The 24,692-nt window shown below is 45.5% G+C and carries 30 protein-coding genes, 1 tRNA gene and 1 pseudogene; 21 read left to right on the top strand and 11 right to left on the bottom strand.

What is annotated here, in order from left to right:
• Window positions 1-78: 78 nt before the first annotated feature.
• The 3 genes from F6K63_RS14290 (at window position 79) to F6K63_RS14280 (ending at window position 2,004) form a co-directional block, all read left to right on the top strand.
• Entirely contained in the window at window positions 79-1,257 is a 1,179-nt protein-coding gene (locus F6K63_RS14290) for a murein hydrolase activator EnvC family protein (RefSeq protein WP_502708314.1), read from the top strand.
• Window positions 1,258-1,397: 140 nt separating this feature from the next.
• Window positions 1,398-1,470: transfer RNA gene (locus F6K63_RS14285), tRNA-Arg, on the top strand.
• A 291-nt stretch (window positions 1,471-1,761) separates the two neighbouring features.
• Entirely contained in the window at window positions 1,762-2,004 is a 243-nt protein-coding gene (locus tag F6K63_RS14280; RefSeq protein ID WP_287312451.1) for a cyclic nucleotide-binding domain-containing protein, read from the top strand.
• Between the two features lie 182 nt (window positions 2,005-2,186).
• Here the strand turns inward: F6K63_RS14280 and F6K63_RS14275 are convergent, their stop codons facing one another.
• Together F6K63_RS14275 and F6K63_RS14270 are read right to left on the bottom strand one after the other, a co-directional pair.
• The gene (locus F6K63_RS14275; protein ID WP_009149172.1) at window positions 2,187-2,876 is read right to left on the bottom strand and encodes a Uma2 family endonuclease; all 690 of its coding nucleotides are present in this window, start codon (window positions 2,874-2,876) and stop codon (window positions 2,187-2,189) included.
• 245 nt (window positions 2,877-3,121) lie between these two features.
• The gene (locus F6K63_RS14270) at window positions 3,122-3,271 is read right to left on the bottom strand and encodes a hypothetical protein (protein WP_154659881.1); all 150 of its coding nucleotides are present in this window, start codon (window positions 3,269-3,271) and stop codon (window positions 3,122-3,124) included.
• 30 nt (window positions 3,272-3,301) lie between these two features.
• On the opposite strand from F6K63_RS14270, the gene F6K63_RS14265 reads away from it, so the two are divergent.
• Entirely contained in the window at window positions 3,302-3,874 is a 573-nt protein-coding gene (locus F6K63_RS14265) for a Uma2 family endonuclease (protein ID WP_009149173.1), read from the top strand.
• Window positions 3,875-4,068: 194 nt separating this feature from the next.
• On the opposite strand, the gene F6K63_RS14260 is transcribed toward F6K63_RS14265, so the two are convergent.
• From F6K63_RS14260 to purE, 4 genes are all read right to left on the bottom strand, one after another.
• Window positions 4,069-6,384 (bottom strand): caspase family protein, encoded by a 2,316-nt coding sequence (locus F6K63_RS14260; protein WP_287312449.1) that lies wholly within the window; start codon window positions 6,382-6,384, stop codon window positions 4,069-4,071.
• 592 nt (window positions 6,385-6,976) lie between these two features.
• Window positions 6,977-8,164: a sulfate adenylyltransferase gene (gene sat, locus F6K63_RS14255; protein ID WP_009149176.1), complete on the bottom strand. Its 1,188-nt coding sequence runs from the start codon at window positions 8,162-8,164 to the stop codon at window positions 6,977-6,979.
• 117 nt (window positions 8,165-8,281) lie between these two features.
• Complete coding sequence (gene cysC / locus F6K63_RS14250) at window positions 8,282-8,818, bottom strand: adenylyl-sulfate kinase (protein ID WP_287249265.1); 537 nt, start codon at window positions 8,816-8,818, stop codon at window positions 8,282-8,284.
• A gap of 315 nt (window positions 8,819-9,133) precedes the next feature.
• Entirely contained in the window at window positions 9,134-9,661 is a 528-nt protein-coding gene (purE, locus tag F6K63_RS14245) for a 5-(carboxyamino)imidazole ribonucleotide mutase (protein ID WP_287265763.1), read from the bottom strand.
• Window positions 9,662-9,706: 45 nt separating this feature from the next.
• On the opposite strand from purE, the gene nagA reads away from it, so the two are divergent.
• From nagA to F6K63_RS14190, 11 genes are all read left to right on the top strand, one after another.
• Window positions 9,707-10,867 (top strand): N-acetylglucosamine-6-phosphate deacetylase, encoded by a 1,161-nt coding sequence (gene nagA, locus F6K63_RS14240; RefSeq protein WP_287312448.1) that lies wholly within the window; start codon window positions 9,707-9,709, stop codon window positions 10,865-10,867.
• Window positions 10,852-10,989 (top strand): hypothetical protein, encoded by a 138-nt coding sequence (locus tag F6K63_RS14235; RefSeq protein ID WP_287312447.1) that lies wholly within the window; start codon window positions 10,852-10,854, stop codon window positions 10,987-10,989. The genes nagA and F6K63_RS14235 overlap by 16 nt, the downstream gene beginning before the upstream one ends.
• Window positions 10,990-11,074: 85 nt before the next feature.
• The gene (locus tag F6K63_RS14230) at window positions 11,075-11,290 is read left to right on the top strand and encodes a photosystem I reaction center subunit IV (RefSeq protein WP_009149180.1); all 216 of its coding nucleotides are present in this window, start codon (window positions 11,075-11,077) and stop codon (window positions 11,288-11,290) included.
• Window positions 11,291-11,383: 93 nt separating this feature from the next.
• Entirely contained in the window at window positions 11,384-12,232 is an 849-nt protein-coding gene (locus F6K63_RS14225) for a DNA-formamidopyrimidine glycosylase (protein WP_287312446.1), read from the top strand.
• 51 nt (window positions 12,233-12,283) lie between these two features.
• Window positions 12,284-12,433, top strand: a complete 150-nt coding sequence (locus tag F6K63_RS14220; protein ID WP_287312445.1) for a hypothetical protein — start codon at window positions 12,284-12,286, stop codon at window positions 12,431-12,433.
• Window positions 12,434-12,657: 224 nt separating this feature from the next.
• Complete coding sequence (locus F6K63_RS14215) at window positions 12,658-12,996, top strand: hypothetical protein (protein WP_287312444.1); 339 nt, start codon at window positions 12,658-12,660, stop codon at window positions 12,994-12,996.
• Window positions 12,997-13,390: 394 nt separating this feature from the next.
• Complete coding sequence (locus tag F6K63_RS14210) at window positions 13,391-13,612, top strand: NAD(P)H-quinone oxidoreductase subunit O (RefSeq protein ID WP_009149183.1); 222 nt, start codon at window positions 13,391-13,393, stop codon at window positions 13,610-13,612.
• 272 nt (window positions 13,613-13,884) lie between these two features.
• Window positions 13,885-14,856 (top strand): malate dehydrogenase, encoded by a 972-nt coding sequence (gene mdh / locus F6K63_RS14205; protein WP_287312443.1) that lies wholly within the window; start codon window positions 13,885-13,887, stop codon window positions 14,854-14,856.
• A gap of 15 nt (window positions 14,857-14,871) precedes the next feature.
• Window positions 14,872-15,036, top strand: a complete 165-nt coding sequence (locus F6K63_RS14200) for a hypothetical protein (protein WP_287312441.1) — start codon at window positions 14,872-14,874, stop codon at window positions 15,034-15,036.
• Entirely contained in the window at window positions 14,999-15,400 is a 402-nt protein-coding gene (locus F6K63_RS14195) for a four helix bundle protein (RefSeq protein ID WP_287265757.1), read from the top strand. The genes F6K63_RS14200 and F6K63_RS14195 overlap by 38 nt, the downstream gene beginning before the upstream one ends.
• Before the next feature lie 108 nt (window positions 15,401-15,508).
• The gene (locus F6K63_RS14190) at window positions 15,509-16,936 is read left to right on the top strand and encodes a serine/threonine-protein kinase (protein ID WP_287312440.1); all 1,428 of its coding nucleotides are present in this window, start codon (window positions 15,509-15,511) and stop codon (window positions 16,934-16,936) included.
• 303 nt (window positions 16,937-17,239) lie between these two features.
• On the opposite strand, the gene F6K63_RS14185 is transcribed toward F6K63_RS14190, so the two are convergent.
• The 3 genes from F6K63_RS14185 to F6K63_RS14175 form a co-directional block, all read right to left on the bottom strand.
• Window positions 17,240-17,593, bottom strand: a complete 354-nt coding sequence (locus F6K63_RS14185; RefSeq protein ID WP_287312438.1) for a type II toxin-antitoxin system RelE/ParE family toxin — start codon at window positions 17,591-17,593, stop codon at window positions 17,240-17,242.
• Window positions 17,583-17,825, bottom strand: a complete 243-nt coding sequence (locus F6K63_RS14180) for a hypothetical protein (RefSeq protein ID WP_287312436.1) — start codon at window positions 17,823-17,825, stop codon at window positions 17,583-17,585. The genes F6K63_RS14185 and F6K63_RS14180 overlap by 11 nt, the downstream gene beginning before the upstream one ends.
• 890 nt (window positions 17,826-18,715) lie before the next feature.
• Window positions 18,716-18,949, bottom strand: a complete 234-nt coding sequence (locus F6K63_RS14175) for a hypothetical protein (RefSeq protein WP_287265753.1) — start codon at window positions 18,947-18,949, stop codon at window positions 18,716-18,718.
• Window positions 18,950-19,206: 257 nt separating this feature from the next.
• Between F6K63_RS14175 and F6K63_RS14170 the strand changes: the two genes are divergently transcribed.
• From F6K63_RS14170 to F6K63_RS14145, 5 genes are all read left to right on the top strand, one after another.
• Entirely contained in the window at window positions 19,207-19,338 is a 132-nt protein-coding gene (locus tag F6K63_RS14170; protein ID WP_287312434.1) for a hypothetical protein, read from the top strand.
• A gap of 67 nt (window positions 19,339-19,405) precedes the next feature.
• On the top strand, window positions 19,406-20,308 hold the full coding sequence (locus F6K63_RS14165) for an Rpn family recombination-promoting nuclease/putative transposase (protein ID WP_287312433.1): 903 nt from the start codon (window positions 19,406-19,408) through the stop codon (window positions 20,306-20,308).
• Between the two features lie 69 nt (window positions 20,309-20,377).
• Entirely contained in the window at window positions 20,378-20,578 is a 201-nt protein-coding gene (locus tag F6K63_RS14160) for a hypothetical protein (protein WP_287312432.1), read from the top strand.
• A gap of 530 nt (window positions 20,579-21,108) precedes the next feature.
• Complete coding sequence (locus tag F6K63_RS14150) at window positions 21,109-23,067, top strand: S8 family peptidase (RefSeq protein ID WP_287312431.1); 1,959 nt, start codon at window positions 21,109-21,111, stop codon at window positions 23,065-23,067.
• A 239-nt stretch (window positions 23,068-23,306) separates the two neighbouring features.
• On the top strand, window positions 23,307-23,501 hold the full coding sequence (locus F6K63_RS14145; protein ID WP_287312429.1) for a DUF5837 family cyanobactin class RiPP: 195 nt from the start codon (window positions 23,307-23,309) through the stop codon (window positions 23,499-23,501).
• Window positions 23,502-23,522: 21 nt separating this feature from the next.
• Here the strand turns inward: F6K63_RS14145 and F6K63_RS14140 are convergent, their stop codons facing one another.
• Entirely contained in the window at window positions 23,523-23,984 is a 462-nt protein-coding gene (locus F6K63_RS14140; protein WP_287312427.1) for a transposase, read from the bottom strand.
• Window positions 23,985-24,067: 83 nt separating this feature from the next.
• On the opposite strand from F6K63_RS14140, the gene F6K63_RS14135 reads away from it, so the two are divergent.
• Complete coding sequence (locus F6K63_RS14135; RefSeq protein ID WP_287312426.1) at window positions 24,068-24,277, top strand: DUF5837 family cyanobactin class RiPP; 210 nt, start codon at window positions 24,068-24,070, stop codon at window positions 24,275-24,277.
• Between the two features lie 14 nt (window positions 24,278-24,291).
• Here the strand turns inward: F6K63_RS14135 and F6K63_RS14130 are convergent.
• Window positions 24,292-24,692 (bottom strand): annotated as a pseudogene (locus tag F6K63_RS14130) (transposase); the annotation flags it as partial.

Below are 24,692 nucleotides of genomic sequence, written 5' to 3'. Positions count from 1 at the left end.
ACCAAAAACCTCAACGCTTTTGGTAGGGTTAGGGATTGGTATGGCTTACACGGAATAGGGAGAGTTTGTCTAGGCTGTGTGCTTTGGCTGCTAATCGTCACAATTCCAGCAAGTACTGCGCCCTCAACCAACCCAGAAGCAATCAACCCAGGAGCAGTTAACCCAGGAGCAGTAGATACCCTGGAACAGATACAGAAACATATTGAGCAGCAACGGTCTACTATTATTAAGGAAAGCGATCGCATATCCAATGTCGAGCAATCTGCCCAGAAGAAGCTGGGTGTGATTGAGCTTAATCTCAAGTCTACTGATACGGCTAACCAGGATTACAATGGGCAAATCCAACTCGCTAACCAGCGTCTAGACCAGTTGCAGGAGGATTTAGCAATTGCCGAGAGCAGCTATTACCAAAAGCGGGCTGCAATCATTGCTCGACTGCGTTTTCTACAGCGCCAGCCCACGGCTGAAGTTGGGTCGAATATCCTGCTCAAGAGTCAAGATATCAACGAATTTCTGGCTCAACGCCGCCGATTGAAGTTAGTCTATCAAACAGACCAGCAAATCTTAACTAGTTTAAAAGCTGAAGCCGACAGCATTAACCAACGCAAAACCGAGATAGAGGCTCAGAAAAACCGAGTTTCCCTACTTAAACAGCAACTCCTAGCCAAAAAGAAGCAGTTTGAAGCCCAGCTGAAGACACAGCAACAACTGATTGAGCGACTTAACTCTAACCGAGAAGCTTTAGAAGCATCCCAAGCGCAGTTAGCAGAAGATTCTAAAAATCTTGTGATCTTGATTCAACGAGAGATTGCCCGTCAAAACAAGATTGCGGCAGCTAGGAAGGCAAGGCTTCGCAAAACGGTTATTTTTAATACTGGTCAGCTGCTTTATCCCAGTAATGGCTCCATTACCAGCAGTTTTGGTTGGCGACGTCACCCCATTCTAGGCACATCTCGCTTCCATTCTGGGATTGACTTTGGGGCTAGTTATGGCAGTACTATTCGAGCAGCAGATAGCGGTACAGTAATTTTTGCCGGTTGGTATGGTGGTTATGGCAATACAGTAATTATTGACCATGGCGACAGTATTGCTACCCTATATGGTCATGCCAGTAGACTGTTGGTGAGTAAGGGAGAATCGGTCAAACGAGGAAATGCGATCGCAACCGTTGGGTCTACGGGTTTCTCTACCGGTCCCCACCTCCATTTTGAGGTTCGTAAGAACGGTGAACCTGTCGATCCGACCAGTTATCTGTAGCTGATGGCACTTGCTAGGACAGATTTCAAACAGTTTACACTTTTCCGTGCTCAAGTGGTGTATAATAAATAATTGCAATAGTGTGCTATTATCAAAGCTAATCAAATAGATTAACGCTTGATATATTCACTCAAGCATAAGGGCGCGTAGCTCAGTGGATAGAGCACCAGATTCCGGTTCTGGGTGTCGGGGGTTCAAATCCCTCCGTGCTCGTTTCGATAAGTTGATCTAGCAATCCTACTTGTATTCTATGAAGGGATAGCTCTGGCGTTAAGCACGACCAGAGGTTAACTGCCGTGAAAGTTGTAGATTTACTTATTATTATTCAGTTAAAAAATAACAATTAACAATTAACAATTAACAAAATTCCCCTAACCATAATAGACATCTCCAGAAACTCGGTTTTGACCCAGGCAGTGCAAGGGTTTGAGGTTAATTTTTGGAGATGTCTAATAAGATTTTGATTAACTGAACTTCCCATCACTGTCTATCCCAGAGCCAATCATGACCCTTCCAGACTTAGTGACGTGGCTAAAACAACGAACTGCTCTGAGTATTTTGACTCAGGAGGTGTTACAGAATCTAGCACCTAAGCTGGAAGAGCGGATATGCGGTGCAAACCAAACCTTAGTGCTAGCCAACACCCCTGCCGTAGGATTATATATTCTCCGCTCAGGTGCAACATTTAACCTGTACAAACCTACTTACAAGCAGATAGGACGATGGTATAGCATTAGTTTTAACTAATGGTTGTTGCCGACAAAGCAATGCCAAAGACAAAGCGCTAATTTTCTTGATGGAGGCTCTCGGCCTACTCTTAAACCGCACTGTAACTTCACTCAGTCCATTATTTTACGTCGCTTAACTTACGACCAGCTGCCTTCGCTTTTAGTTCTTCGTTGGGCGGTAGTGTTCGCTTGTTAAACAAGTTACTGACTGATTTCATTGTAAGAGCATGAATAGTGTTTGACAAGGTTTAGGGCAGAAAATTCGTGTTTTTGTTGGACCTCTTGCACAGTCAAGGAACCAATAGGAGAGTCATCGATAAAAACAGACACTTGTTCCGACAGTTTGTAATCTTGAAATTGCTGATAGGTTGGCGTTGTATATATATCAATAGGTTGGGTATAAACTTCGAGTTGCTTGTCGATCAGATTGACAATCCAATAAACTGAAATACCTGCACGAGCATAGATGCGTTTCTTCAACGTTCGGTCTCGTTCTAGGGTGGAGTCGGCAATTTCAACCACTAAAGCTAAGTCTGACGCACCAGGATGGCGGTCAAGATAATCGCGAGTATCGCCTTTAACAATCACGATATCCGGTTCTGGCTCACTATTGTCTAAAGTAATTGGTTCTTGTGCATCTACGTACCATCCGTTTGGAATAATCGCTTCCAGTGCATTCCGAGTTAGTTTAGTAGAGGCACGATGTGGTGGATTTTTCGGCATTTTAGGAATGAGCCACCCTTCCAGCAGTTCCACTGGGTCATCTTCGCCCAGGATACCCCAGCGAATCATCTGGTGGTATTGTTCAACCTTAAAGCGCCAGACCGGTTCCGTTGGTACCGCTAAAGGCTGTTCAAAGTTTTTTCCCCTCGATTGAGTAGAGACAGACACAAGGTTACCACTTCTTGTTTTTGCCTTTTATCGTAGCATTGCAAAACCTAAGAGATTGCCCCAAATCTTAATTGGGTGAGGAACTTTCGTTCTGGGTTAATGGCAGTAGGGAGTAGGGATTGCTAAAATTGAATGTACCTCATAAATATGATCAACGCTATTTTTTTAAATCAGTATATGTAAGCATTCAGCCGTCAGCTATCAGCTATCAGCTAGCAGCTATCAGCTAGCAGCTAGCAGGCGCTTTAACTGAACGGAGTCGGATGAGTAAAACGAGCAGAGATTTTCAACCAACCGTACCAGCCCGTAAGCTTGTTTACTACCTCCCGTTGATTAGCTGACGGCTGACGGCTGATAGCTGAATACTTACCAGTATATACTAAAGCCACTGACACCAGATAAATGATCTCGGGGTCCCTATAAAAATGCCACAACTCAAAACTAAAACTCTACTTACCCTGGAAGAATTTCTGGCAATGCCTTCGACCGATGTAACCTATGAATTAGTTGAGGGGCTTCCAGTACCGAAAATGTCTCCTAAACGTTTTCATGCTAGGGTAACTGGTGCTTTATATACACTTTTGGATCAGTGGTGTCAGGAAAAGGGTGAAGTCAATCCAGAGTGGGCAATAGCCTTGCAACGTCACGGTCAAAACTGGGTACCTGTGCCTGATTTAACCTACATTTCTGTTCAGCGTCTGCCCTCAGAAGTTATAGAAGATGAGGCTTGTCCAGTACCTCCAGAGTTAGCCATTGAAATTATCTCACCGGGACAAACTTTTGGCCAATTAGCCGAGAAAGCAACGGATTATTTAGAAGCGGGAGTATTACGAGTTTGGGTTGTTGATCCTCAGGCGAGAAGTATCACAATTTTTTATCCAGATGCGCCACCACGGACTTATACCAAAGCTGCGCTGATCACTGATTCGCTTTTTGAAGGATTGGAACTTACTCCGGAGCAAGTGTTTGGGAAAGCGAGGTTACCTAAGAAGGGTTAATTAGTCAAAATCAATAAAAGTTATGTTGTTGAAATAACCAAAATTATAAGAATAGTTTAACAAAAAAAATACCTAAAAATTATTAGTGATGTTCCCTATTCCCTGTTCTCTGTTCCCTGTTTCCTATTTCCTCTTAAACACTTATGGAGCAATTGTTAATTGCCAATTAGGAATTGACAATTAACAACCTAAAATCAAACTACCCGATAGAGAAAACTTAGAGTTGCCCAAGTATTGACATCCAAGGCGTAGGAATCAGCACCTATACTGAGGGAAGAATCTAGGGAATTTGCACTAGCATTGTGTATGTCTTGCAGCACCGCCTGGGCTACGTCCAAGGGGTTAAACAAATCATCAATTGGTGCTCCGATTCCGCGACGAGATGGCACAGCGTCGAGAGCTGTAGCGGCCTGAGTGAAGGGGGAGCGACTGCAAATCAGTTGCATTTCCACCAGTCCACTAGGACCTGAGACAATCCCACCAACAGAAGCTACAGCTGATGGCAGGGTTAGAGTTTCCCCAGGAGCAATTACGGCATTTGTGATAAATGCAGAGTTTTCTGAAGTCTGTGATGTTTCCAAAAATGGCAGTTCATATAGTGCGATCGCATTGCCATTGGTATTAAAGCCTAATAGCAAGAAATAGATCGGTTGGTCACCGTAGTTTTCGATCTGATAATGGAGACGACTCCCAATCGGCAAGATCGGAACACCTGCTCCTGCCACAGTTTCCGTCAACTCACCCTGAGATTTAGCTTCCCCCTCACCTACGAAACCTACCCGTGAGGAGGAAGCCGTCCGTAATGTTTCGAGTTGCATCACTACCTTTTGCTCTGGTTCAACCATGTCCAGGGATACCCGAATACCTAGACCGGAAGACCCATCATTTGCGGTTAGACGCAGCAATTTTGCGGCCAGCAAGGTGTTCAGTTTACCAGCCAATCCCATAGCTGCTGACTTCACGGCTACCCCAGCTTCTCCAACTCCATTGGGTATGGGTTCACCGTCTAGATAGAAGATTCCATAACCCCCTCCTCCACCATTTGTGGAAGAGAGTGCTTTCCCAAACAAATAATCAGCCGGTTGTTCCCCTGCTTGCACTACCGATGCAGCAGAGATACCAGAAAAGGCACTGGTAGCATCTACTCGCTCAATTCGTTCTAGGTTCCCATCCAGAGCTACCGTTAGACCAATATTACGGGGTAACACCCGGACAGCTTCTTGCACCAGCTGCCCAACTTGTAGCTGATTGTTATTATCAGTAGTACCACCAATAAATTTTGCCTTAGCAGTCAGACCATCTTGAGACGTTATTTGTAGTTGGGAGACTCCCGATTTAGCACCGACTAATTCCAATACAGACAATACAGAGTTGTTGCTATAGTAATCCACAACTGTTGCTGGTAATCCTGCTAACCACAACTGTGCAGTTTGACCATTATCTTCCACGGCAGTGACCACACCATCCGCTCCCATGCTAGGGTCAGCAGGGAGATAATAGGTAGGTATTGGCTCAAGACTACTTTGACCTCCTAGCTTTGGCTGTTGCTGTGTACCTGTCAGTTGATTAACCATCACACCAGCGTGAGTCAGGCTCACCTGACTTGTCGTTGTTGGTATTGCCTGCCACAGATACTGAGTAAGACCATAGCTAAATAAGCCAGCACTGAAACTATTCCATTTAGCCTCCATTGCTATTTGATTTGGTTCAGCAGCCGTGAGCACCATACCTGCCATCGGATTCATCGATCCAGGAACAACCGAGACGGATTGCCGGTTTACAATCCCTTTCCCAGAATCCTGTATCCGCCGCCGCAGTTCCTCTTGAAAAGCCAGTTCGTCCCGACTAGCCTCTCGGGCTGGTCGGTTAGTACTAGAGCGTACCTTAATATTTCCTTGGAGGAGGCTATCAGCTACCGTGTGGCTAGTATCGAGTACTGTAGTGACTTGGTCAGTGAAGAGCGATCGCAATAGCAAAACTAGCGTTTCTTCCAGTAAATCGTTGGCTACCTTAGGATTTTTTTTGGTAAGGCTCCCATCTACTGGAACCAAGCTATTTTGAAGTGCAACAGACCTATCGGTTTGATATCCTGGAGATAGCTTAACCTGGCTACCGAAGCCACTGAAGTGGAAGACTACCACATCACCCGCTTTCGCTTGCTCCGTCAGATGTTCAATAAAAGCCGTTTCAATATTTTCGCGAGTCGCTTGGTCATCGTTAAGTATAAGTATATCCTTCGGGTTGAAGCCAAACCGATGAATCAATAGTTCTTGTTGTAGTTCTACATCAGTAACACAGCCATCCAATAGTGTGCTACGAGGATACTTGTTGATACCCACTAGTAGGGCTAACTTTCGCCCAAGGGGTTGTGCTAATACTTGGAAGTAACGGTCTATTCCAGGAACAGCTAAACCACTATTCCCTAGGAGGGATAGTAATGTTTCACTTACTCCTAATGTTGCCAATCCCAAACTAGCTTTTTGCAGAAAAGTCCGGCGATTAAGTCCCATATCCGCGCTTCAGCTTTCAGATTTCAGCTATCAGCCTACCAGGATTGGGGCTCCCACGGCCACAAGCTGTGGGATTTCCAGTTCAGCTAGTTCACTAGTTCACTAGTTAAAGCTTGAACGCGACGCGCGTGCCATATGGCCAAGGTTAGACGGTTGAAGGTTGAAGGTTATTTGGTTTAAGGTTACAGGTTACAGGTTATTTGGTTTAAGGTTACAGGTTACAGGTTATTTGGTTTAAGGTTACAGGTTACAGGTTATTTGGTTTAAGGTTACAGGTTACAGGTTATTTGGTTACAGGTTTGGAATATAACCGCCTAACCAAATAACCAAATAACCGCGTCACCGGCAACCTTCAACGGTTTAACCTCCAACCTTCAACCTTCAACGGTCTAACCTTCAACCTTCAACGGTCTAACCTCCAACCTTCAACGGTCTAACCTTCAACGGTCTAACCTTCAACCTCCAACCTTCAACTTTCAAGCTTCAACGGTCTAACCTTCAACGGTCTAACCTTCAACCTTCAACCTTCAACCTTCAACCTTCAACCAAATAACCTCCAACCTTCAACCTTCAACGGTCTAACCTTCAACCTTCAACTCGTCTCGTGCATTGCCTTAGCTAGTTCTGCTGCCACTTCAGGTCGGGAAAATTCCGGTGGTGGTAACTCTCCCTGACGTAGCATTTTCCGTACCTTAGTACCGGATAAATGAATCCTCTGCTCTGGTGTACTTGGACTCGTCTTTGCGGTAGCCATACCCTGGGTGCGAGTGCAGTAGAAAGCGTGCTCAAACTTCATCGGCATGATCCCCAACTCACCTGGCTCAAACTCACCAAAAATGTGTTGGGCATCATAGGTACCGTAATAGTCTCCCACACCAGCGTGATCCCGTCCTACAATGAAATGGGTACAGCCATAATTCTTCCGTACCAAAGCATGGAAAATGGCTTCTCTTGGGCCAGCATAACGCATGGCAGCAGGGTTAATTGCCAGAATCACTCGGTTATTGGGAAAATAATTCTCCAACATGATTTCATAGCAACGCATGCGCACATCGGCTGGGATGTCGTCGCTTTTAGTAGCACCCACTAAGGGATGAAGGAGTAGACCGTCTACAGTTTCTAGAGCGCACTTGATGATATATTCATGAGCCCGATGAATGGGATTACGGGTTTGGAAACCTACCACTGTTTTCCAACCCCGTTCCGAGAACATGGCTCTCGATTTTTCTGGATCGATTTGGTAGGGGGGAAACTGGGGATGGGGTAACCGTTCCAGTAACCATACCGAACCAGCTAAATTAATCTCTCCCTGGTCATACACGACTTTCACACCAGGATGCTTGTCTTCATCAGTGCGGTAAACTTGCACTGCTTCATGGGTTTTGTCGTAAGGATATTTTTCCGTCAGTTCTAATACACCAATAAACTGACCACTGGTATCATCCAAACGGACTAACCCCCCCTCTTGCAGAGGAGCAGCTACTTCAGAGGTAACCGAGAGGGTGATTGGAACTGACCACGGTAGGTTATTGGCGAGACGCATCCGGTCTACCACTGATTGGTAGTCTTCTTTCGTCATGAAGCCAGTCAGAGGACTAAAGCCACCGATAGCAATCATTTCAAGGTCGCTGACAGCCCGTTTATCTAATGTGACTCTGGGCAGAAATTCAGCTTTCTCCAAAAATTCCTGCCGTTGTTCGGGTGTAGCGATACGGTTGACCAGTTGACCACCGTGAGCTGGGATAGTTTGTGAAGGATGGCTTAACACCGGGCTTTGCATACTCTAGGAATAATAATTAGATTCTACAATTGTCTCAAGAATTGTCTCAAGATATGACTCCCACTCCAAATTGTGTAGGTGTGCTTCTTGAGTTCAGATTTCTATAAAGATTCTGCTTCAAGTACTAGAAATATAATTTAACTCTTCCAGCTTTTTGATAACTTTGTCCACACTTTCTGATAATTCTTCTTGGTCAGTACGACATTCCACTTCCGGATTTAATGGGTGCTCGTAGGGGTCATCAATACCAGTAAAATTCTTAATTTCTCCATCACGAGCTCGTTTGTAAAGTCCTTTGACATCTCGGCCTTCGCAAACGTTTAGGGGAGCATTAACATAAACTTCTACAAAGTCACCAATCCGTTGCTTGACCTCCTCTCGAATTTCGCGGTAAGGGGATATCGCTGATACCAATACAATAACTCCATTGCGGGTTAAAAGATGGGCAACAAAGCCAATGCGGCGAATGTTTGTATCCCGGTCTTCTTTACTGAATCCGAGTCCTTTGGTTAAGTTCTGACGGACGATATCCCCATCCAAGACTTCCAGCTTGCATCCTTGGGCGTTTAGTTTTTCTTCTAATGCCTTAGTAATAGTGGTCTTTCCAGCACCACTAAGACCAGTTAACCATACTGTAACACCACGATGTTCCATGAACTCTATTTACCTCCTAGATTTTTGGTTGACATGACTTGGATTTGGTGTGGATAGGGTATTGGTATTTCAGCTGAACACCAAACTCAACCTCGTAAGTCCTATGGCCTTTAGTCTCGGCTCATTTATAACAAATGCTTCCCTTCGGTGGGATGCTCTTGAGAGACCCCAGCTTCAGGTAGTAGAACGAGTCGGATTGCCCTCGAATTATTTTCTGTCACATCCCCCCTATAGTGGCTTACCCTGATGCCAACCAAGTTAATGGGGATTTTTGCCCTTTTTCAAGGCTCACCTTATCACGGTTCCTGAACCAGATTAACCCATCTGCCCTAAGTATTGCTGATAACCTAACTCATCAAGCAATGCTTGCTTTTCCATCACTGATTCCGCTAAATTCTGGCGATACTGCTGCACTCTCTCTAGTAATTCCGGCTGATGAGTGCCCAAAATCTGCACTGCTAACAATCCTGCATTCTTGGAATTACCAATTGCTACAGTAGCGACGGGAATTCCCCCAGGCATTTGAACAATGGAGTATAGGGAATCAATACCCTTCATTTGACGACTAGACACTGGGACCCCAATCACAGGCAAGGGTGTTAGAGCCGCTACCATCCCAGGCAGATGAGCTGCCCCCCCAGCTCCAGCGATAATAACTTTGAGTCCACGCTTGTGAGCATCTTGGGCATAATTTACCATCCGTTCAGGGGTGCGGTGGGCGGAGACAATCGCTACTTCCCAAGGAACACCGAAGTCTTCACATACTGCGATCGCATTTTGCATGGTGGGCAAATCGGAATCGCTGCCCATAATAATCCCAATTAACGGTTGGTTATTGGTCATGAATCATGTTTGATGGTATATGATTAGACTTCGCCACATTCCCTAATGACTCTAGATATTATCAATGCTCGTGTCCCTAGTTACCAAGGTTTACAGAATATTCATATTAATGATCATGGAATTATTGACGCGATCGCACCGAAGCTAGAAACTCTTCCTAAGCTAGATACTCTTCCTAACCCGGCTATCCTTGACGTTGCTGGGGATTGGGTCTCCCTAGGGGGTGTGGATTTGCAGATTAATGGGGGGCTAGGCTTAGCCTTCACCGATGTCGATTTTCACCACATCCCTTTACTCCAGGAGATTTGTCAATTCCTTTGGCATCAGGGTGTGGATCAGTTTTTACCCACTCTGGTCACTACCTCGGTCGAGAAGATTCAGCGTACGCTTTCTGTCTTTGCTGAATTTATCCCTTCCCAACCTTACCAGACCCCAAGCGCCCGCATCTTGGGTGTCCATCTAGAAGGGCCTTTTCTCAATCCCCAAAAACGGGGGGCTCATCCTCTTGAGTATCTATTACCACTTAATCTTGAAAATGTCAAGGAAGTTTTGGGAGACTATGGTGATCTGGTCAAGATTATTACAATAGCGCCAGAGTTAGAGAGCATTGGTGAGGTGATTCCGTATTTGCGATCGCGCAACATAATTGTTAGTCTCGGTCACTCCCAAGCCACAGCAGAGCAAGCCCAAAGAGCTTTTGAAGATGGGGCATCCATGGTAACCCATGCCTTTAATGCCATGCCAGGACTCCATCACCGCAAACCAGGATTACTGGGAGCTGCCCTAGTTACTCCCGGTGTCCAGTGTGGACTAATTGCCGATGGTCAGCACGTTTGTTCCACCATGATCCAATTGCTGCTCCGTGCTGGGGGTTATCAACAAGGGATTTTTCTAGTTAGCGATGCCCTAGCACCAATGGGATTACCCGATGGCGTCTATCCCTGGGACACCCGCAAGATAGAGGTCAAAAACGGAACAGCACAGCTAGCAGATGGGACATTATCTGGGACAACCTTGCCCTTATTGGTGGGAGTAGAGAATTTAGTCCAGTGGGGGATTTGTAGCGTTGAGAATGGCATTGCCCTCGCAACGGTTTCCCCTCGCCAAGCCATCGGTTTACCAAGCCTCACCATTGGTCAACCAGCTCAGTTATTACGCTGGCATCTGGATGAGGAAACATCAAAGCTGAATTGGCAGCGTTTGTAGTCTCACTCTTCCGACTGCCGACTGCCGACTGCCGATTCCCTCGGTGCGCTTTCCAATGGGCGAGTAAATCGCCCTTGGGTCGCACCGCTCCCGACTCCCGACTCCCGACTCCCTACAGGTAAATTAATAAAACTTAAACAATCAAGTCAACGGAGAAGCCTAATTGAGTAGTACGCTGTAGAACTAGAGCGTAAGGTAAATTTTTTTATGGCAGAACTAAAACGTGGTGCAAAAGTTCGGATTAAAAGAAAAGAATCCTACTGGTATAACGATGTGGGAACTGTGGCTAGTGTAGACAAAAGTGGTATCAAATACCCAGTGATTGTCCGCTTTGATAAGGTCAACTACGCTGGCTATAGTGGTAGCCCCTCTGGGGTGAACACCAATAACTTTGCACCCACTGAACTGGAAGTAGTTGGTTAACCTAGCCAGACTCAGGAATTTGAGTTCCTGGTGTCTGTAGAGTGCTAAGTTAACACGGTAGCACTCACCATTGATCAACTAAAGCACTAAATCGTGCCGGAACTACCAGAAGTTGAAACAATTCGCCTGGGTCTAAATCAAGTGACCACAGGCCAGGAAATCCAGGGTGGAGAGGTGTTACTATCGCGCACCATCGCCCACCCTATTTCTCCGAAAGATTTTTTAGCCCAACTCAAAACTGTCACCATTAGTGATTGGCATCGACGGGGCAAATACCTACTCGCTAAACTAACCAAGTCAGATACTGATCAAGCCGGTTGGTTAGGTGTTCACCTCCGGATGACTGGTCAACTGCTATGGCTAAGTCAAGACCAGCCTCAGCCAAAACACACGCGAGTGCGATTATTTTTCCCAAACAACCAGGAGTTAAGGTTTATCGACCAGCGCACTTTTGGTCGAATGTGGTGGATTCCGCCATCCCATTTACCAGAAACCATTATCACTGGTCTAAAGCAACTCGGACCAGAACCGTTTTCCCAGGAATTTTCTACAGATTACCTAGTCAGTAAGCTACATCACCGCCAGCGTGCGATTAAAACAGCCTTGCTCGATCAGTCCCTGGTAGCAGGAATAGGTAATATCTATGCCGATGAAGCATTATTCTTGAGTGGTATTCGACCAGAAACCCTTTGTAAAGATTTGGGGTTAGAGCAGATCGAAAAGCTGAGCATCTCGATTATCCAAGTATTGCAAAAAGCGATTGAGTCTGGTGGTACCACCTTTAGTGATTTTATCAACGTCCAGGGAGTCAATGGCAACTATAAAGGGATTGCCTGGGTTTATGGTCGCACCGGAGAACCCTGTCGTATCTGTAGCAACCCCATCCAGCGAACCAAGTTAGTCGGTCGCTCAACTCACTTTTGTCCGAACTGTCAGCGTTGATCAGAACAGCTATCGGGCTGGTTATTGGGCGTTGCTTAATAATGGAATGATTTGAATAGTTTTGTGGAATGGGCATCTGGTTGTGGAATGGGCATCTGGTTGTGGAATGGGCATCTGGTTGTGGAATGGGCATCTTGCCCGTTACCAATATTTCCGGGCAGGCAGGATGCCCACCCCACTTCTATTCATTACTTTAATTGAGCAACGCCGTCTGACAAACATGCCGAATGTGGGTTCTATCAATCCGATATTGACATCTCAAAGCCACAATGGTAGAATTAGCTTGGTTTTGGAGGATACAGCATGCCCTGCTGACATAAATTGTAGGAGACCTTGATACCTTCCTCCTCTATCTTTAACAAAGGGAAATAACCAAAATGAAAAATGTGAGTCGTTTTTTGGTTGTAACGCTATTTGTTGCGAGCTTGTCACTAATTTCAAACCCTAGCTCTGCATTAGCAAACACCCGACAATCTACCGATGACATCGTCTGGCAACGGCGAGATGGACAAGTTCATTACTGGGCGATGAGTAACGGTCAACGAACCGGAGGTATCAATATTGGCACTCCTGTTAGTGCTGAATGGAGCCTGAAAGGGGTTGGTGATGTCAACGGTGACGGTACGGATGACATCGTCTGGCAACGGCGAGATGGACAAGTTCATTACTGGGCGATGAGTAACGGTCAACGAACCGGAGGTATCAATATTGGCACTCCTGTTAGTGCTGAATGGAGCCTGAAAGGGGTTGGTGATGTAGGTTAATGACTTAGCTGCCTGTACTCACTCCGCTGATGGGGTGACAAGCAGCATGATTAGCCTTACTGGGTGTGGGGTGACCGGATGTGGGCGAACGGTAAACTAGAAGAGCTATGGCACGTTAATACCCACATTCCGCACCCCCCAGTGTTACCAAGACTAATTGATAATAATAGTCATTTGCCATGAGCCACTAATTAGTACTTTTGTACTAATTAGTGGCTCATGGGGTTTGATATATTTCGTGGTAAAAATAAAGACACAAAGCTGACTTGTGGTGGTGAGCAGAAATGACTCAAATCAATCCAGAAATTCAAGGGTAAAATCTCGATTACCGACAACTGCGGCGAAGTGTAATCAAATTTGGATACAATAGAAGAGGAAAGACAAAAAAGATTTTATGGCTGGGAAAATTAAAAAGGGAGTATTGGTTCGGGCTATCCAAGCCCAGTTAGAAGGTAGCCTGGAAGCCAAAGCAAGTGACCCCCGCTTTTCCTCTTATCTGTTTGAAACTGATGGGGAAATTCTTGATATCAAGGGGGATTATGCCCTGGTCAAATTTGGTCGGGTACCCACCCCGAACATTTGGTTACGTATTGACCAGTTGGAAATCTCGTCTTGAGGAGTAGGGAGTAGGGAGTAGGGAGTAGGGAAATGGGGAGATGGAGTGAATTATTCCGAAAAATATTGTATAATTAGATACATATTTAGAAGTATAAGTAACGAAAGTACATACTCGCCCCAATGTTCACAAACCTACCCTTGTGAGCTTTGGCACCCATAGCCCCCTAAATCCCCCCGAGCGAGGGATTGCTCGCTCGGGGGGAGTTCGAGAAAAGCGATTGGCCGTAGGCCACGCTAGGCGAACGCATTTCCACGCTACCCATTCCGATCATGGTACCCTATCCCAACTCCCCAATTGCTTGCCACGACAACCGTGTATCCGTCATCGGTGGTGGTAGAGTAGGGAGTACTCTTGTCCAACGGATTGCTGAAAAAAATCTGGCCGATGTCGTACTCCTCGATATTGTACCAGGTATGCCCCAAGGCATGGCTCTAGATTTACTAGAGGCCAGGGGCATTGAAGGCCACGATTGCCAAATTATCGGAACTAATGACTATGCTGATACTGCTGGTTCCGATGTGGTGGTGATTACGGCAGGAAGTCCCCGCAAACCAGGCATGAGTCGGGAGGACCTGCTACAGATCAATGCCAGAATTGTGGTGGAAGCGGCTAAAAATGCGATCGCAAAATCCCCAGATGCCATGTTAATCGTGGTCACCAATCCCCTCGATGTGATGACCTACCTAGCCTGGCAAGCTACTGACTTACCACCCCATCGCGTCATGGGCATGGCAGGGGTGTTGGATTCTACCCGATTCCGGACATTCATTGCCATGGAAAATGGTGTATCCGTTGCGGATGTGAATGCAGTAGTGCTCGGAGGCCATGGGGACTTAATGGTGCCACTACCCCGCTACTCTACCGTTAGTGGTGTTCCCATCACGGAACTGATGACACCAGACCGGATAGAAGCCCTGATCGAACGGACTCGTCGAGGAGGGGCAGAAATTGTAGAACTGATGCGCACTGGCAGTGCTTATTTTGCCCCAGCATCCTCCGCCTGTTTGATGGTAGAAGCAATATTACACAACCAATCCCGCCAAATCACCGCAGCTGCCTACCTTCAGGGTGAATATGGTTTGCAAGATATTTTTATAGGAGTACCCACCCGATTGGGGTGTCGAGGCATCGAAAAAATTTTGGAATTAAAGTTGACAGATCTTGAACTGTCCTCCCTCAAGATATCCGCTGAATCAGTTCGTGACAATATTAAGAAGGCACAAGGGATGCTGGATCATTAAGAGAGTGTGGGGAGTGTGGGAAGTGTGGGAAGTGTGGGGAGTGTGGGGAGATGGGGAGATGGTGACATGGGAAAGTTTTGGGAGCTTGGGGCGGGGGCGCGGGAAGATCTAGAGCAGAAGATAGCGATCGAAATTAAAGAAGATGGGAGCAGAAAACGAAAAACGGAAAAAGTATTTTAGAACTCATGAGGATTTGGTTATTTATAAATTGGCATTTGAGACAGCGATGCGAATTTTTGAACATTCTAAAAAGTTCCCAGTTGAAGAAAAATATTCCTTAACTGATCAAATTCGTCGTTCCTCTCGCTCAGTCTGTGCTAATCTCGCAGAAGCTTGGAGAAAACGGAGATATAAAGCCGCTTTTGTAGCTAAACTGAATGATTGTGAGGCAGAAGCAGCAGAGACTCAAGTTTGGTTAACGTTTGCAATGAAATGTCAGTATCTCACGGTCGAACAAGTAAGAGAACTCTACGGAAGTTACAATCAAATCCTTAGTGGATTAGTCAAGATGATTACCAATCCAGATGATTGGTTACTCGACTAACGTCCCACACTCCCCACACTCCCCACACTCCCCACACTCCCCACACTCCCCACACTCCCCACACTCGTCACACCCAGCGTTATAGATTATCAATTACTGGCGGCTATTATGTCTAATACCTTAAAAACTGGAGCAATTATCAAAGACCGCTATACAATCTTAGGCGACTTAGGTCAAGGAACCTTTGGACGGACTTATCTCGCTGAAGATGCTAATCGCTATCAAGAGCGTTGTGTACTCAAAGAATTTGCTCCCCAACTTCAAAACAACTATGAATTACAAAAAGCTCAAGAATTATTTGAGCGAGAAGCTGGGATGTTATACCAGCTCAGACATAACCAAATTCCTTGTTTTCGAGAGTTACTTAGAACCAGTATCGGTCGTAAAAATCATCTATTTTTAGTACAAGACTATGTGGAAGGATTCAGCTATCACCAGCTTTTAGTCCAGGGTCAAAAGTTTAGGGAAGCAGATGTGATTAAACTGCTCCAAGACATTTTGCCAGTTTTAGATTATATCCACTCTAAGCAGATCATTCATCGGGATATTTCTCCCGATAATCTGATTAAACGGAATTCTGACGGCAAGCCAGTATTAATTGACTTTGGTTGTGTCAAAGAAATGGTAACCACTGCGATTGTCCAATCAACCGGATATGTGATTGGCACTCAAGTGGGAAAGCGGGGTTACTCCCCAGATGAACAGTTACGATATGGCAAAGCTGATGCCACTAGCGACCTTTACGCTTTAGCGGTAACTGCTTTAGTATTGCTAACCGGTAAACAGCCTCTAGACTTTTATGATAGTTATCACGCTACCTGGCTTTGGCAAGAGATAACTATTAGCCCCAGCTTCAAATCGGTCTTGGCTAAAATGCTGGCTAATCTTCCTAAACAACGGTATCAGTCAGCCCAAGAGGTCAGTGAAGCCCTAGAAACCGTAATTCCCCAGCCGGTAAGTAGCCAGCAGCCAACTAAGCTACCAAATAATCTACCAAATAAACAACCAAATAACCTACCAACTAAGCCAGCAAATAAACAACCAAATACACTATTTACCCAGATTGCTACCTTAGTTGCTGCTCCTGGTCAAACCATTAAAACAACGTTCACTGCTGTGCTGAATCGCAAACAGCAATCCACTAACCGTGAACTAAAGTTTTTTGGTCTTTCTATGTCCATTGCTTTATTAGTAGTGTTTGGAACGGTAGCAGTAGCCAGAGGAGGGTTTCCTACACCAAAATTACCCAAGATATCCTGGTCTTTGCCCTCTATACCATCATTGCCTTCTAAACCATCTGTGAGTAACACCGAGCAGCAACGGCAAAAGCAAATTTATCAGCGTTGCGTAGATTTGAACATTGATCCAGGGACTTTTTATCAGAAAGTTGATCAATTTTTTTATAGTACATATCCCCAATTAAAGGGAAAGACTCTTTCCGATAAACAAGATGATGTTCAATTCCGGCAAGCTTGGTATCAAATTGCTGAGGATTTACTGGATAATTTGGAACAAGAGGCTTTTTTGAGTAATTAGATGTTTTGGGGAGAGGGTGGGTTGTGTGGGTTGTGTGGGGGCAGAGGGTGGTGGAAAACTATTGCATTGTCGCAATTTAAAGCCAGAACCGATGAGGGTAATGGGAATTATGGGATTTATAAAGGGTATGAGTGGTTAAAAACTATTGCATTGTCGCAATTTAAAGCCAGAACCGATGGCAGTAATGGGAGGAGAGCAGAGGGTGCTGGAAAACTATTGCAGCGAGTGAGGCCAAATGGGGTTCCCCCCATGAGCAACGGTTTTAGAAACGCTATAGCTCGCGATCGCAGTGAAGCAATGGGATTAATGGGATTCAAAATTAGCCACGATCCTCTTGATTGTGTCGGATGTAATATCTCCTTGATCTGACTTTGAGTAAATAGTAACCAAAATAATGTTGCTTGAAGTTTTGAGGTAGTAAATGACGCGATAACCCCCACTTTTTCCCTTTTGAATATTACTATTCCTAACCCTGACCTTGAATACCGTGTAGGGAATGCTTGGGATCTGATCGCCAATAATTTCACCTGACTGTAACTGCTCAATAATCGGCTGGACATCAGAGCGGATATTACGATACCGTTTAGCTAGAGTGCGTAGGCTTCTCTTGAACTCAGGGGTAACCTTGATTTCGATTTTTGCTGGTTCATTCTGCATCAATCCCATCCCAAAGCTCTGAAACAGGAAGTGCATTCCCTGTCATGGCTTCTTGCCATCCCTGACGAAAACTTTCTTCTACCTTATTCTGTGTAACACTCTCACGAAACAGACGAACTATCTGTAACAAATTTGGTAAGTATTCTTGGGGAGTTTGCTGTATTTCCTCAATCACTTGTTCCAGTATTTCTGTGGTAGTAGCGTTATCAGCTACAAAATTTTGGTCTGTCATTATTATATCTTGTTAGCAATACTCTGATTAATATAGCAAAGGGAGCTGAGGCCGTAGGCCAGGCTACGGGAAAGGAGCTGGGAGCAGGGAAGTCGGAATTGGAAAAAAATCAATCCTGTGTACGTCATAGGTATGATATAGCAATTCTCAGAGCCATGAGGACAAGGTTTATCCTTTTAAGGCAGAAGGCAGAAGGCAGAAGGCAGCAAGGCAAGAAGGTCTTAAGGCAATAAGCGCCAATCAAGACTGTACCTCATAGGTATGAGAAACGCTATAGCAATCCTAAATCATTGTCTTGATGCAAAGCGCGAGTGGGGGAAACCACGGCAGTCGCTCATGGGGGAGACCCCCAAGACCGCGCTGCCTCCCCAAGACCGTAATGGTGCGTTTTCCGTAGGCGAATTAAATTCGCTTGATTGTCGCACCTCTGCATCGCTTGTAAAATCACTGAAGTTTTTAAAAACTAGCTCCAACTCCTGTCACTTCTGCCTTCTGCCTTCTGCCTTCTGCCTTAAAGCAGCCGATTTATTTCACGAATCAGATAGGATTGCTATATAAACGCTATAACTATACCAATAAATAACTAAAAAAAAATCGGTCAAGTTCTGGTTAACCCCAAGTCTTGACCGATTTATATTATGTAAGCTTCCACAAGTACAGCTGAGCTGCACTCAAATCTAAATCACTGTCTTGATGCAGTCGCTCATGGGGGGGACCCCCAAGACCGCGCTGCATCGCTACTGATTAACTAATAAATTATTATTGAATTAGTCAGCAACTACTCGAAAGTAACTACATACCAACTCATCCTTCATCCTGATATATACCCCTCCACAAAACAATTTTTACCATTCCTGGTCGCCAGGGCGACGCCCTGGCAATTTACTATCCTAGTCTAGGTATAAGTATCGAATCAAAAAGGTCGTAACCTGACCAGATTTTCCGGTAGGCTCGAAAGCGCTCCACTCGTCGGGATAGGCGTATTTAAGCGAATAGATAGCATTAATTGTTTTGCGAACTTGTTTAGGAGAACCGACCAAGATGTGCTTGACTTTCTTAGGTTTACGACCTGGGTTTTCAGGGTTGGTATTTTCATCGGAGTTGGGTGGAAGGTTGTGATTCATCAGTAGTAATTCCTTAAAACTGCTTACCTTATTAATATATACATAAATTAATTTAATGTCAAGGGGTTTAGGAAATTTTTTTTTATTAATAAATTGAAAATGGCTATAATAATAAATAGGTAATAAATAATAGTAAATAACCAGACATATATCTAATATTTACTGTATAAATGCTATAGCTTTTATCATTTATTACTCCTGCTGCTAAGCTCCCTGCTACCTTAGTTAAAATACTACTATAGATTTTTTTTAAAATAATGAGGTACACAGGCTTTTTTCCCTCTTGCCTCTTGCCTCTTGCCTCTTGCCTCTTGCCTCTTGCCTCTTGCCTATTTTCTATTCCCTGTTCCCTGTTCCCTGTTCCCTGTTCCCTGTTCCCTATTCCCTAAAACCCATTACTCTGTACCTCACCTAATTTAAAATTGCTATAAATAAACCTAGTAAAGGTATAAAACCATGAGATTCATCAGTCCCAAAACTGACTTTGCTTTCAAGAAAATCTTTGGCTCAGATCAGAGTAAGGATATTCTGATTTCCTTCCTCAATGCCATGATCTACTCTGGTAATTCCGTCATCCAGGATTTAGAAATTATTGATCCCTATAGCGCGGGGGATGTAGTGGATTTAAAAGACACTTATCTGGATGTTAAGGCAGTATTAGAGGATGGAACAACTGTCATCATCGAGATGCAACTCTGGAATGTGGAAGCTTTCAAGAAGCGAGTGGTTTATAACTTGTGCAAAACCTATGGGAATCAACTGCAATTGGGACAGGGATATTTCGATCTAAATCCAGTCATTGCTTTAACCATCACGGATTTTAAGTTATTCCCCTCAACCGAGAAAGTAATTAGCTGTTTTTACTTTCAAGAGGAAGAAGACCACTTGCCTTATCAGGAGAACGAGTTAAAGCTGGTGTTTGTGGAACTTCCAAAATTTACTAAGCAACTGGAAGAGTTAGAAAGTGTGATCGATAAGTGGATATATTTTATTAAAGAAGCGCCCAACTTAGAAATTATTCCTGACAAGTTCAGGGAAATCCCACAGCTGGAAAAAGCGTTAACTATAGCGAATCAAGCGGGGTTGAGTGTATCAGAAGTGGAAAAACTCCGCAAACAGGAGATGGTCTTGGAGGATAAGCGAGGTGCATTGAGTTTCGCGAAAAGGCAAGGACGAGAAGAAGGGGAAAGAAATTTACTATTGCGACAGCTTGAGAGCCGCTTTGGCAAACTAACGATTAATGCCATCGAATTAATCGAAACCTTGACCAACGAAGATCTAAACCGTTTATCAGAAGCCATCTGGGATTTTCAGACCAGTGAGGACTTACTCAACTGGCTGCATGAACACTCTAATTAAAAGTAGAGCGCGTAGCGCTATATTAGGCACTGCCCACCCTACATCTACTATATCTACTGGGCTTTATGGTTGGTAGGCTATGCAGATGCATGGTTAAAACTTGAGGCGCGACCCCGTAATTTAATTCTTCAAGCGGAAAGCGCGCCTCCATTGATTAAGGCGAGCCTGTCTTACGGTAACTATCGCCAAAGGCGACGCTTGGCCGTAGGCCACGCCAAAGGCGAACGCGAACAAACCACTCGCGCTTGGGATCAAGACAAAAAAAGATAATAAACAATGGATTTGGTTAGCCATTGGCCGTTGGCCACGCTACGCGAACAAGAAACTAAAGAAATTGTTGGATTTTATATTGGAGATCGCAGCCCTTGATCAGCAAATAAATTATGGAAGTCTTTCCCTCCAGTAGTTCGACAATGTGCTGTGTGTTATACAGATTTTTGGGAATCTTATCAAACAGTAATACCTAAAAAGCGATGCAGCAAGGGAACAGGGGGTTTCCCCCATGAGCGACTGCATCAAGACAATGAATCGAGAGTTAATTTGGGACTAGATCTTACCTGAATTCATTGGCATATTAGCCTTATAGAGCAAGCTTTTCATGGCTCATGTTGTCACCCCCTCAGCTATTTTACACTTAATTACGCCCACCTACTTAGCTGATTTTTGTTGTGAATTGTTTCAGTTTACTTTTCAGCAAACCCTATTTATGGGAAAATACTGGCGATTGGTTGATGAAGGTGGCGAATCTTAATATAAATTAACACCAATTACCCTAATGTACTTGATTTGATAATATACCCTTGTCAAATTTATCATCCCTAACCAAAGGCGATCGCCAAATTTGCATTGCCATACTCGATGGCATCGTAGACCAAGACCATAAGTGTTTTCAAGGAGCCAATCTCACCCGCTTACCCACTTTAGTACAAGGAGAATCCCAAGCCTCCGGCAGCATGTCCGCCCATGGAACCCATGTGGCTAGCATTATCTTTGGTCAACCCGGTAGCCCCGTTGAAGGCATTGCCCCCCAATGCAAGGGTCTAATTATCCCCGTATTTGCCGACGATAGGCTACGGGCTTCCCAACTGGACTTGGCGCGGGGCATTGAACAGGCGGTGGCGGCGGGGGCTCACATTATTAACATTAGCGGTGGTCAACTCACCGATTTTGGGGAAGCAGAGGGCTGGCTAGAAAATGCTGTTAATCTCTGCCAACAGAATAATGTTCTGATTGTCTCAGCCGCCGGAAATGACGGTTGTGATTGTCTGCACGTTCCTGCTGCCCTGTCCAGCGTACTGGCTGTGGGAGCCATGGATAGCCAGGGTAAACCCAGCGACTTCAGCAACTGGGGAGCAGCCTATCAATCCCAAGGATTACTCGCCCCTGGTGAGAATATCCTGGGGGCGAAACCGGGGGGTGGCACAGATAGGCTCAACGGTACTAGCTTTGCTGCCCCCATTGTTTCCGGCGTAGCAGCATTGCTCCTGAGTTTACAGGTGCAGGAGGGTAAGCCCCCCGATCCCCATGGAATTCGCAAGCTGTTGTTACAGAGTGCTTTACCCTGTGATGCCGAACTGTCAGAGGTTGGCCAGCGCTGTTTGGCAGGAAAACTCAATATTTCCGGCGCATTAACGTTATTACAAGGAGAAACTATGACTGAAAATCAGGCGGAAGCATCCGTATTAGCCCAGGGCGTAGAAGCCTCTGACTGCGGTTGTGGCGGTGGTTTAACGGAGTCCCCAGACCCCGGAGCTATCACCCCAGAATCAGCCGATGTAGCCCCATCTGAAACGGCTCCCAACCCTGCCCCAGTGTCCCCAACTGTTCCACCTAGTATTCAACCTGCTCAACCATCCATCATGTCCAATCAAGCCTCAAATTTAGTCACCGCCAGCCAAGCCCCCAGTCAACTGGCAGAATTAGGCTCACTGGTTTACGCCCTGGGAACCCTCGGTTATGACTTTGGTACGGAAGCCCGTCGTGACTCCTTCAAGCAGTTAATGCCCGCCAATGAAATTGCTGGCACCATGGTTCCCGCCAACCCCTACGATGCCCGGCAAATGGTGGATCACTTAGAGAGTAACCTAGCAGAAGCCCGTTCTCTAATTTGGACATTAAATATTGAACTCACCCCGGTTTATGCCATTGAACCCCATGGACCCTTCGCTCGGGAAATCTATCAAGTCTTGCAACAGCTCCTCTCTGGTCAAATTCAACCGGAAGATAGCGATGATTATATCGAACGGGTCAGTATTCCTGGGGTACTCACAGGTAAAACTGTCAAGCTGTTTTCTGGTCAAGTGGTTCCCCTCATTCAACCCCAAAATACTAGGGGACTGTATGGCTGGAAAGTCAATAGTTTGGTTAATGCCGCCATGCAGGTGGTCACCGAAGAAAACGAGGCCAACGAAGACGCCATGCGCCGCACCTTGGGCAGTTTCTTGAATCGGGTGTACTACGATTTACGCAACCTGGGTACTACCTCTCAAGACCGGGCGTTGAATTTCTCAGTGACCAATGCCTTTCAAGCTGCTTCCACCTTTGGTCAAGCTGTGGCTGAAGGGATGGAGTTGGATAGTGTCACCGTGGAGAAAAGTCCCTTCTGTCGCATGGATAGTGATTGTTGGGATGTGAAACTGAAATTCTTTGACCCCGAAAACAGTCGTCGAGCGAAGAAAATCTACCGCTTTACCATCGATGTTAGCGATTTGATTCCTGTGACCCTGGGTGAAGTTCGCTCTTGGTCTTCCCCTTATTAAACAAGTCAAGAGGGGGTACAAGGTTTTGCCCACCCTACACAGAGGATCAAAACTTGGGGGACCGGTGGGGGCAAAAAGCTAGGAGGAAGCGATCCCTATGCCCCAAAGTTTTAAGTTTTACCGCAACTCCCAAACCTCTACAACCGAGTTGCCACAACAAGCTTCACCGCAAGGTAGAAGGAGACTGATTCACTCAATCACGAATCAACTGTAAACAAACACAGGTCAAGTAAAATCTCATGGATAAGAAAAACATCACCCCTGAACAAAACCAGCCCATCAACCGGATTACTTCCGGTCAATTGCCTGCTGAATTAGCAGAGTTGTCAGAAGAAGTTTTGCAAGATGAGTCGTTTGCCCCTGCCCTTGAGCCCCTTTCTTCGACTCCCGGTCGGGGGTGTTGGTGTTCTTTTGATGGTGACGACGCAGAGTAGAGACCAATTCTACCACGAATCTTAAACGTCTTTGACATCATGTTTGGCTTGCCACGGAGCCTGATTTGCCTCGATGAACTTCATCTCGTATACCTCGGGACTTTCTTTTACCTGGCACCCTCTTGCCCCCCTAGCCCCCCAAGTTTGGGGGGAACCCGGATTCAAAGCCCCCAAGGTTGGGGGTTTGGGGGCTGAGGTTCGAGGATTAACCTGTATGCCAGCTAGGAATTTATTCCCCCAGTGGCATTTCCTGGCTGGTTTACTTTTCGGTTTGTATCGGTTACAAAATCCGCGATATTTTCTAGCACATTCATCTAGGCTATGACCCAGCTTTAAAAACGCGGGATGCCATTGAGTCAAACCATCCGTAGTGAGTTTCTCGTAGCTGCCGTAGTTACTGAATTCATAAAAGAAGCGATCGCTTGCCCCACAAAAAATTAAAGTTTTGCCGCAACTCCCAACCCGACCCAACCGAGTTGCCACAACAAGCTTCACCGCAAGGTAGAAGGAGACTGATTCACGAGTTACGAATCAACTGTAAACAAACACAGGTCAAGTAAAATCTCATGGATAAGAAAAACATCACCCCTGAACAAAACCAGCCCATCAACCGGATTACTTCTGGTCAATTGCCTGCTGAGTTAGCTGAGTTGTCAGAAGAAGTTTTGCAAGATGAATCGTTTGCTCCTGCCCTTGCACCATTTGATTTTATTTCTGAAGCAAGGAAGAAATGTTTGTGTTCTTTTGATGGAGACGAAGCCGAGAGTCAGACCTAATTATACCACGAATCTTAAACGTCTTTGACATCATGTTTGGCTTGCCACGGAGCCTGATTTGCCTCGATGAACTTCATCTCGTATACCTCGGGACTTTCTTTTACCTGGCACCCTCTTGCCCCCCTAGCCCCCCAAGTTTGGGGGGAACCCGGATTCAAAGCCCCCAAGGTTGGGGGTTTGGGGGCTGAGGTTCGAGGATTAACCTGTATGCCAGCTAGGAATTTATTCCCCCAGTGGCATTTCCTGGCTGGTTTACTTTTCGGTTTGTATCGGTTACAAAATCCGCGATATTTTCTAGCACATTCATCTAGGCTATGACCCAGCTTTAAAAACGCGGGATGCCATTGAGTCAAACCATCCGTAGTGAGTTTCTCGTAGCTGCCGTAGTTACTGAATTCATAAAAGAAGCGATCGC

The organism is Moorena sp. SIO1G6, assembly GCF_010672795.1.
Classification (GTDB): Bacteria; Cyanobacteriota; Cyanobacteriia; order Cyanobacteriales; family Coleofasciculaceae; genus Moorena; species Moorena producens.
The sequence above is the reverse complement of the archived record's forward strand: the minus strand, read 5'-3'. Positions and strand labels throughout refer to the sequence as shown.